This is a genomic window from Acidovorax sp. KNOB132, assembly GCF_057541515.1.
On record NZ_BAAJYT010000230.1, the window covers coordinates 1 to 5691 of the forward strand.

Sequence of the window (5691 nt, forward strand, 5' to 3'; positions counted from 1 at the left end):
GCCGACGACTACGCCCGCTGGTTTCTGGCGCGGCTGCGCACGCTGGAACCCCGGCTGGCACAGCAGCCCTATTTGTGTGCCGGGCGCTTCACGGCGGCGGATGTGTCGGTGGGCTATGCGCTGCTGCTGGCCGGACACCTGGCGCTGGCCGCCGCGTTCACTCCCGCCGTGGCGGCCTACTGGGCCCGCCTGCGCGAGCGGCCCGCTTTTCGGCCGGGCCATGGCGGCGCAGGAAGCGGCGGCACGCGCGCAGGGGGTGCCGCTCACGCCATCGCCGGACCTGCGGCCATGAGCCGGGCGGAACAGGGGCGGTGCACTGCCGCCGCGTGGCGGCGACGACGACAAGGACGCGGGCAAATTCGGGTAAGGTGCTCTTCCGGCAAGGCCGCGATGCGTTGCCACGGCCCATCGCCCGGCCTTCAACGCGCTGCCGCGCCCCGGCCCATGGCCTGCGATTCATGGGATGGCTGCTAGCGCGATCTCCATCCCATCAGTGCAGCCCGCATTTTTTTCATTGCAAAGGACCACCCCCATGAAAGCCATCTGGAACGGCGTGACCGTCGCCGAGAGCGACGACACCGTGCTGGTCGAGGGAAACCATTACTTCCCCGAGAGCGCGCTGAAGCCGGAATACTTCACCTTCAGCAACCACAAGACCATGTGCCCCTGGAAGGGCCAGGCCACCTACCGGTCGCTGCTGGTCAACGGCGAACTGAACCCCGACGCCGTCTGGACCTATGCCGACCCCAAGCCCGAAGCCGAGTCGATCCGCGGCCGCTTCGCGTTCTGGAAAGGCGTCAAGGTCGGCGCGTGACCGGGCCCCTCGGGTTATCCCTGCCCGCACTGGACAATCATGTGGATAACCCGGGACAACGCCTGTATGGCGACGCCAAGCCCTTGATTTTGCAAGGAAACCGGTGCGCCGCCTCATTTTTAGGCACCCGGTTGCCACAGGGCTGTGGTTATCCCTGATGCCGCTGGATAATCATGTGGATAACTCGGGACAAGCCCTGTATGAGGGCGCCAAGTCGTTGATTTTGAAAGCTTACCGCTCGACTGCCTTCTTTTTAGGCAATCCGGGGTTCTCAGCGCCACGGCCCATGGATGCTATTAAAAACATAGCTATATGCCCTAGTGTTGATTGCACTGGAAGCCTTTTTCATCCCTAACCCTCTCGTTCACTGCCCTCCTGTGGCCGTTCGCCATGAGTGACCCTTCCTCCGTTCCCTTTTTCACCGCCCGCGTCGGCGACGACGGCATCCAGTGCGATGCCTGGCCCGAGCAGCCCTTGCTGCTGTCGCTGGAGCAAGGCGGCATCGACTGGCCCAGTTCGTGCCGCAACGGCACCTGCCGCACCTGCATCGGCCTGCTGGCCGAAGGCGAGGTGCGCTACGCCATCGAATGGCCCGGCCTATCGGCCGAGGAGCGCGCCGAGGGCTGCGTGCTGCCCTGCGTGGCCTACCCGGTGGGCGACGTGCGGCTGGAAGCGCCCGGCATCTGAAGCCGGCTGAAATGATCTGAACCCGTGCCCGCCCCGCGCTCCCATGGGGCGGGCACCCTTGCTGCGGCGCGCGTTCCTCGCCCAGAATCTCCCGGACACGCATCGCCACGGGAGGGAGGACACCATGAACGCCAAAAACACGCCGGCCGCACCGGCCGCCCATGCCAACGCCACGGCACCGGACGCCGCCGACCGCGCGCCCACGCGCGAGGCCATCCTGGCCGAATGCATCGCCGCGGACGAGCAATGGGCCGCGCAGCCGGGCCGCAACCTCGTGCTGCTGTTCGACGGCACCGGCAACATCCTGGGCAACCAGCAGGACACCAACGTGGTGAAGCTGCTGCGCATGCTTGCCAAGGGCCGGGACGCATCGGGCAGCGAGCCCACGCAACTGGTCTATTACGACCCTGGCGTGGGCACCACCAATGAATTCCCGGCGGACGGCATCCTGTCCAAGGCCAGGAACCAGCTGCGGCAACTGGCCGGGCTGGCGCTGGGCAGCGGCGTGTTCCCCAACATCGCCGAGGCCTACAAGTTTCTCGTGCACACCTATCGGCCGGGCGACCGCATCTACCTGTTCGGCTTCTCGCGCGGCGCGTTCACCGCGCGGGCGGTGGCCGGCATGATCAACATGTACGGCCTTATCCACACCGAGGGTCTGCCGCTCATCGAAACCCTGGTGCGCACCTATTTCGCCCCGAGCGGCCAGAAGAACCAGGCCGGCACCAAGAGCCGCGAGGCCTTCGCGCGCGACGTGATCGACAATTTCTCGCTGGGCCGCACGCCGCTCGTGCACTTCGTGGGCGTGTGGGACACGGTGGAGGCCATCGGCAGCGGGCTGCTGGGCGGCATCAAGATCACCAACTCCACCGAGTTCGCCCGCAAGCGGTTCGCCAACGTGCGCCATGCCATGTCGCTGTACGAATCGCGCAGCAAGTACTCGCCCCGGCGCTACGCCGATCCGCACTTCACCGAGCGTGAGCGCCCCTGGCGCAGCTACGACCAGCGCTGGTTCCGCGGCGTGCACAGCGACGTGGGCGGCTCGTACGCGCGCGACGGGCTGTCCAATCTCACGCTGAAATGGATGGTGGACGAGGCCTTCGCCAAGGGCCTGCGCGTGGACCGGGACCAGCTGCAGCCCGGCGACCCGCTCACGGCCATGCACGACCAGGCCTACGACTGCCCCTACTGGGTCTGGACCGGCCTCAATGCCCGCGAGCGCTTTCCCAGCGACTTCATCGATCCCACCGCCCGCCCGGTGGACGGCGCCGTTCCCGCCAACACCGTGCCGCGCACGCAGCCCTGGCGCTGGCTGGGCGTGGCGCTGGCGGTCGTCACCGCCGTGCTGTTCGCCATCACGTTCCAGTTCGGGCAGGCCGCCTGCGACCTGCAGTCGGCGCCGGGGTGGGTGCAGGGCCTGCCCTCGGGCTTTCAGGTGACGGCGCACTGGCACGCCGGCTGGGGCGTGGTCTGCGGCGGCACCGACAGCGTGCGCCGCGCCATCGCCTGGGACTGGGCGCTGCTCGCCAGCTACGCCTTGTGGCTGGCCTACCCGGTGGCCTGGGCCCTGCGGCGGCTGGTCGCGCGGGCCGTGCCGCCGGGCTGGGCCCTGGGCTGGCTCTACCGCCATGCCCACTGGACGATGCTGGCCCTCGTGCTGTCGGACCTGGTGGAAAACTACGCCACGCTGCACATGCACCACCCGCACTGGCCCACGGTGCTGACGGTGGCCAGCGGCCTCAAACTGCTGTCCCTGCTGCTGCTGGCGTGGGTGATGGTGGCCGGTGCCCTGGCCGGGCGCGAGGGCGGCCGGACGCGGCCCGCCTCGCCCGCGCCCCAAGTCCACTAAGTGGACTAAAATCGCCGCCTTTGGGGCGCGTAGCGCTCCCGCACCGTGCGGCCAGCGCCGCACCGCCCGCTCTTTGGAGGCGGCTCCGTCCGGGCCGTGGCCGGACCAGCGTGCGGTGCACGCCACCCGCGCGGCCCACCGAAAGCCCTGCCCTCCATGAACACCCCCCTGACCCCTGCGCCCATCTCGCCGGTGCAAGACATCGTGGCCGAGATGCGCGCCGGGCGCATCGTCATCCTAGTGGACGAGGAAGACCGCGAGAACGAAGGCGACCTGGTCCTGGCCGCCGACCACGTCACCCCCGAGGCCATCAACTTCATGGCGCGCTTCGGCCGCGGCCTGATCTGCCTGACCCTCACCCGCGAACGCTGCGAACTGCTGAAGCTGGCCCCCATGGTGGCCCGCAATGGCACCAAGATGGGCACGGCGTTCACCGCCTCCATCGAAGCGGCGGAGGGCGTGACCACCGGCATCTCCGCCGCCGACCGCGCCCGCACCGTGCAGGCCGCCGTGGCGCCCCACGCCGTGGCCGCCGACCTGGTGCAGCCCGGCCACATCTTCCCGCTGCAGGCGGTGGACGGCGGCGTGCTCATGCGCGCCGGCCACACCGAAGCCGGCTGCGACCTGGCCGCCATGGCCGGCTGCAGTGCCAGCGCCGTGATCTGCGAGGTGATGAAGGACGACGGCACCATGGCCCGCCTGCCCGACCTGCAGATCTTCGCGGCCGAGCACGGCCTCAAGATCGGCACCATCGCCGACCTCATCGAATACCGCAGCCGCAACGAATCGCTGGTGCAGAAAGTGGGCACGCGCCCGCTGCAGACCGCCTTCGGCGAATTCACCGCCCACGCCTTCCGCGACGAACCCAGCCAGGCCGTGCACCTGGCGCTCGTCAAGGGCCAGTGGGGCCCGGATGACAGCGTGCCCGTGCGCGTGCACGAGCCCCTGTCGGTGCTGGACGCGCTGGAGGTCAACCGCTCCATGCACTCCTGGGGCCTGGACAGCAGCCTGCAATACATCGCCGCCCAAGGCCAGGGCGTGGCCGTGCTGCTCAACTGCGGCGAAAGCGCCGAGCAGTTGCTGGAGCAGTTCGAAGGGCGCGCCCGCTCGGCCCATGCGCCCGAACGCGGTCGCATGGACCTGCGCACCTACGGCGTGGGCGCGCAGATCCTGCGCGAATGCGGCGTTCACAAGATGCAACTGATGGGCCCGCCGCGCCGCATGCCCAGCATGGCGGGCTACGGCCTCGAGATCACCGGATACCTTCCCAAGGAATAAGACATGTTTGGCGCAGACAAAGGAACAGCGGACAAGCTCGACGGCAAGAAGCTGCACATCGGCATCGTGCAGGCCCGTTTCAACGAGAGCATCACCAACACCCTGGCCGCGGCCTGCCGTGCCGAACTGCTGGCGCTGGGCGTGCAGGAAAAGCACATCCACCACGTGCTGGTGCCCGGCGCGCTGGAAGTGCCGGTGGCCCTGCAGGCCATGGCCGAACGCGACGAATACGATGCACTGATCGCCCTGGGCTGCATCATCCGCGGCGAAACCTACCACTTCGAACTGGTGGCCAACGAATCGGGCGCGGGCGTGAGCCGCATCTCGCTCGACTACCACGTGCCGGTGGCCAATGCCATCATCACCACCGAGAACATGGAGCAGGCCATCGCCCGCCAGACCGAAAAAGGCCAGGACGCCGCCCGCGTGGCCGTGGAAATGGCCAACCTGCTGGAGGAGCTGTCGTGAGCGACTCCACCTCTTCGCACCCCGGCGGCGCCAAGCGCCCGCCACGGCAAGCGCGCACCGGGGTGACCAGCACCGGCGCCCGCAAGGCCGCCTCCAAATCCAACCGCAGCCGCGCGCGCGAGTTCGCGCTGCAGGCGCTCTACCAGCACCTGGTGGGCCGCAATGACGCCACCGCCATCGACACCTTCACCCGCGACCTGGCGGGCTTTCACAAGGCCGATGCCGCCCACTACGACGCGCTGCTGCACGGCTGCATCGAATCGGCCGAGGCGCTCGACGCACTGATCACCCCACAGCTCGATCGCAAGATGGCCGAGATCTCGCCCATCGAGCATGCGGCCATGTGGATCGGCGTGTACGAGTTCCAGCACTGCCTGGACGTGCCGTGGCGCGTGGTCATCAACGAATGCATCGAGCTGGCCAAGGAGTTCGGCGGCACCGACGGCCACAAGTACGTCAACGGCGTGCTCAACGGCCTGGCCCCCACGCTGCGCGCCACCGAAGTCGCGGCCGACAAGGGCGCGAACCCGGCGCAGCCACCGCAGGCCCCGGCGGACGGCGCCTGAGCGCCCGGGGCCGGTCCGGCCCCGCCCCC

General features: G+C 68.8%; 6 protein-coding genes and 1 pseudogene. All 7 read left to right on the top strand.

The features are described from left to right. A pseudogene (locus tag AC27IO_RS19585) lies at nucleotides 1-292 on the top strand (glutathione binding-like protein); the annotation flags it as partial. A 240-nt stretch (nucleotides 293-532) separates the two neighbouring features. Then, nucleotides 533-814 (top strand): DUF427 domain-containing protein, encoded by a 282-nt coding sequence (locus AC27IO_RS19590; protein WP_092739949.1) that lies wholly within the window; start codon nucleotides 533-535, stop codon nucleotides 812-814. A gap of 390 nt (nucleotides 815-1204) precedes the next feature. Then, complete coding sequence (locus AC27IO_RS19595; protein WP_487090862.1) at nucleotides 1205-1501, top strand: 2Fe-2S iron-sulfur cluster-binding protein; 297 nt, start codon at nucleotides 1205-1207, stop codon at nucleotides 1499-1501. Nucleotides 1502-1625: 124 nt separating this feature from the next. Next, a complete protein-coding gene (locus AC27IO_RS19600) occupies nucleotides 1626-3350 on the top strand; it encodes a T6SS phospholipase effector Tle1-like catalytic domain-containing protein (RefSeq protein WP_498740295.1) in 1725 nt (574 codons plus the stop codon). Nucleotides 3351-3506: 156 nt separating this feature from the next. Next, a complete protein-coding gene (gene ribBA / locus AC27IO_RS19605; protein ID WP_284399476.1) occupies nucleotides 3507-4628 on the top strand; it encodes a bifunctional 3,4-dihydroxy-2-butanone-4-phosphate synthase/GTP cyclohydrolase II in 1122 nt (373 codons plus the stop codon). 3 nt (nucleotides 4629-4631) lie between these two features. Beyond that, nucleotides 4632-5096, top strand: a complete 465-nt coding sequence (ribH, locus tag AC27IO_RS19610; protein ID WP_284399473.1) for a 6,7-dimethyl-8-ribityllumazine synthase — start codon at nucleotides 4632-4634, stop codon at nucleotides 5094-5096. Then, nucleotides 5093-5662 carry a transcription antitermination factor NusB gene (gene nusB / locus AC27IO_RS19615; protein WP_284428808.1) on the top strand — a complete coding sequence of 190 codons (570 nt, stop codon included), beginning with the start codon at nucleotides 5093-5095 and terminating at the stop codon, nucleotides 5660-5662. The genes ribH and nusB overlap by 4 nt, the downstream gene beginning before the upstream one ends. The last annotated feature ends 29 nt before the right edge of the window (nucleotides 5663-5691 follow it).

Bases quoted from the DNA above. Each gene is read 5' to 3' on its own strand.
- AC27IO_RS19590 (WP_092739949.1), top strand. From the start codon at position 533: ATGAAAGCCATCTGGAACGGCGTGACCGTCGCCGAGAGCGACGACACC.
- AC27IO_RS19595 (WP_487090862.1), top strand. From the start codon at position 1,205: ATGAGTGACCCTTCCTCCGTTCCCTTTTTCACCGCCCGCGTCGGCGAC.
- AC27IO_RS19600 (WP_498740295.1), top strand. From the start codon at position 1,626: ATGAACGCCAAAAACACGCCGGCCGCACCGGCCGCCCATGCCAACGCC.
- ribBA (WP_284399476.1), top strand. From the start codon at position 3,507: ATGAACACCCCCCTGACCCCTGCGCCCATCTCGCCGGTGCAAGACATC.
- ribH (WP_284399473.1), top strand. From the start codon at position 4,632: ATGTTTGGCGCAGACAAAGGAACAGCGGACAAGCTCGACGGCAAGAAG.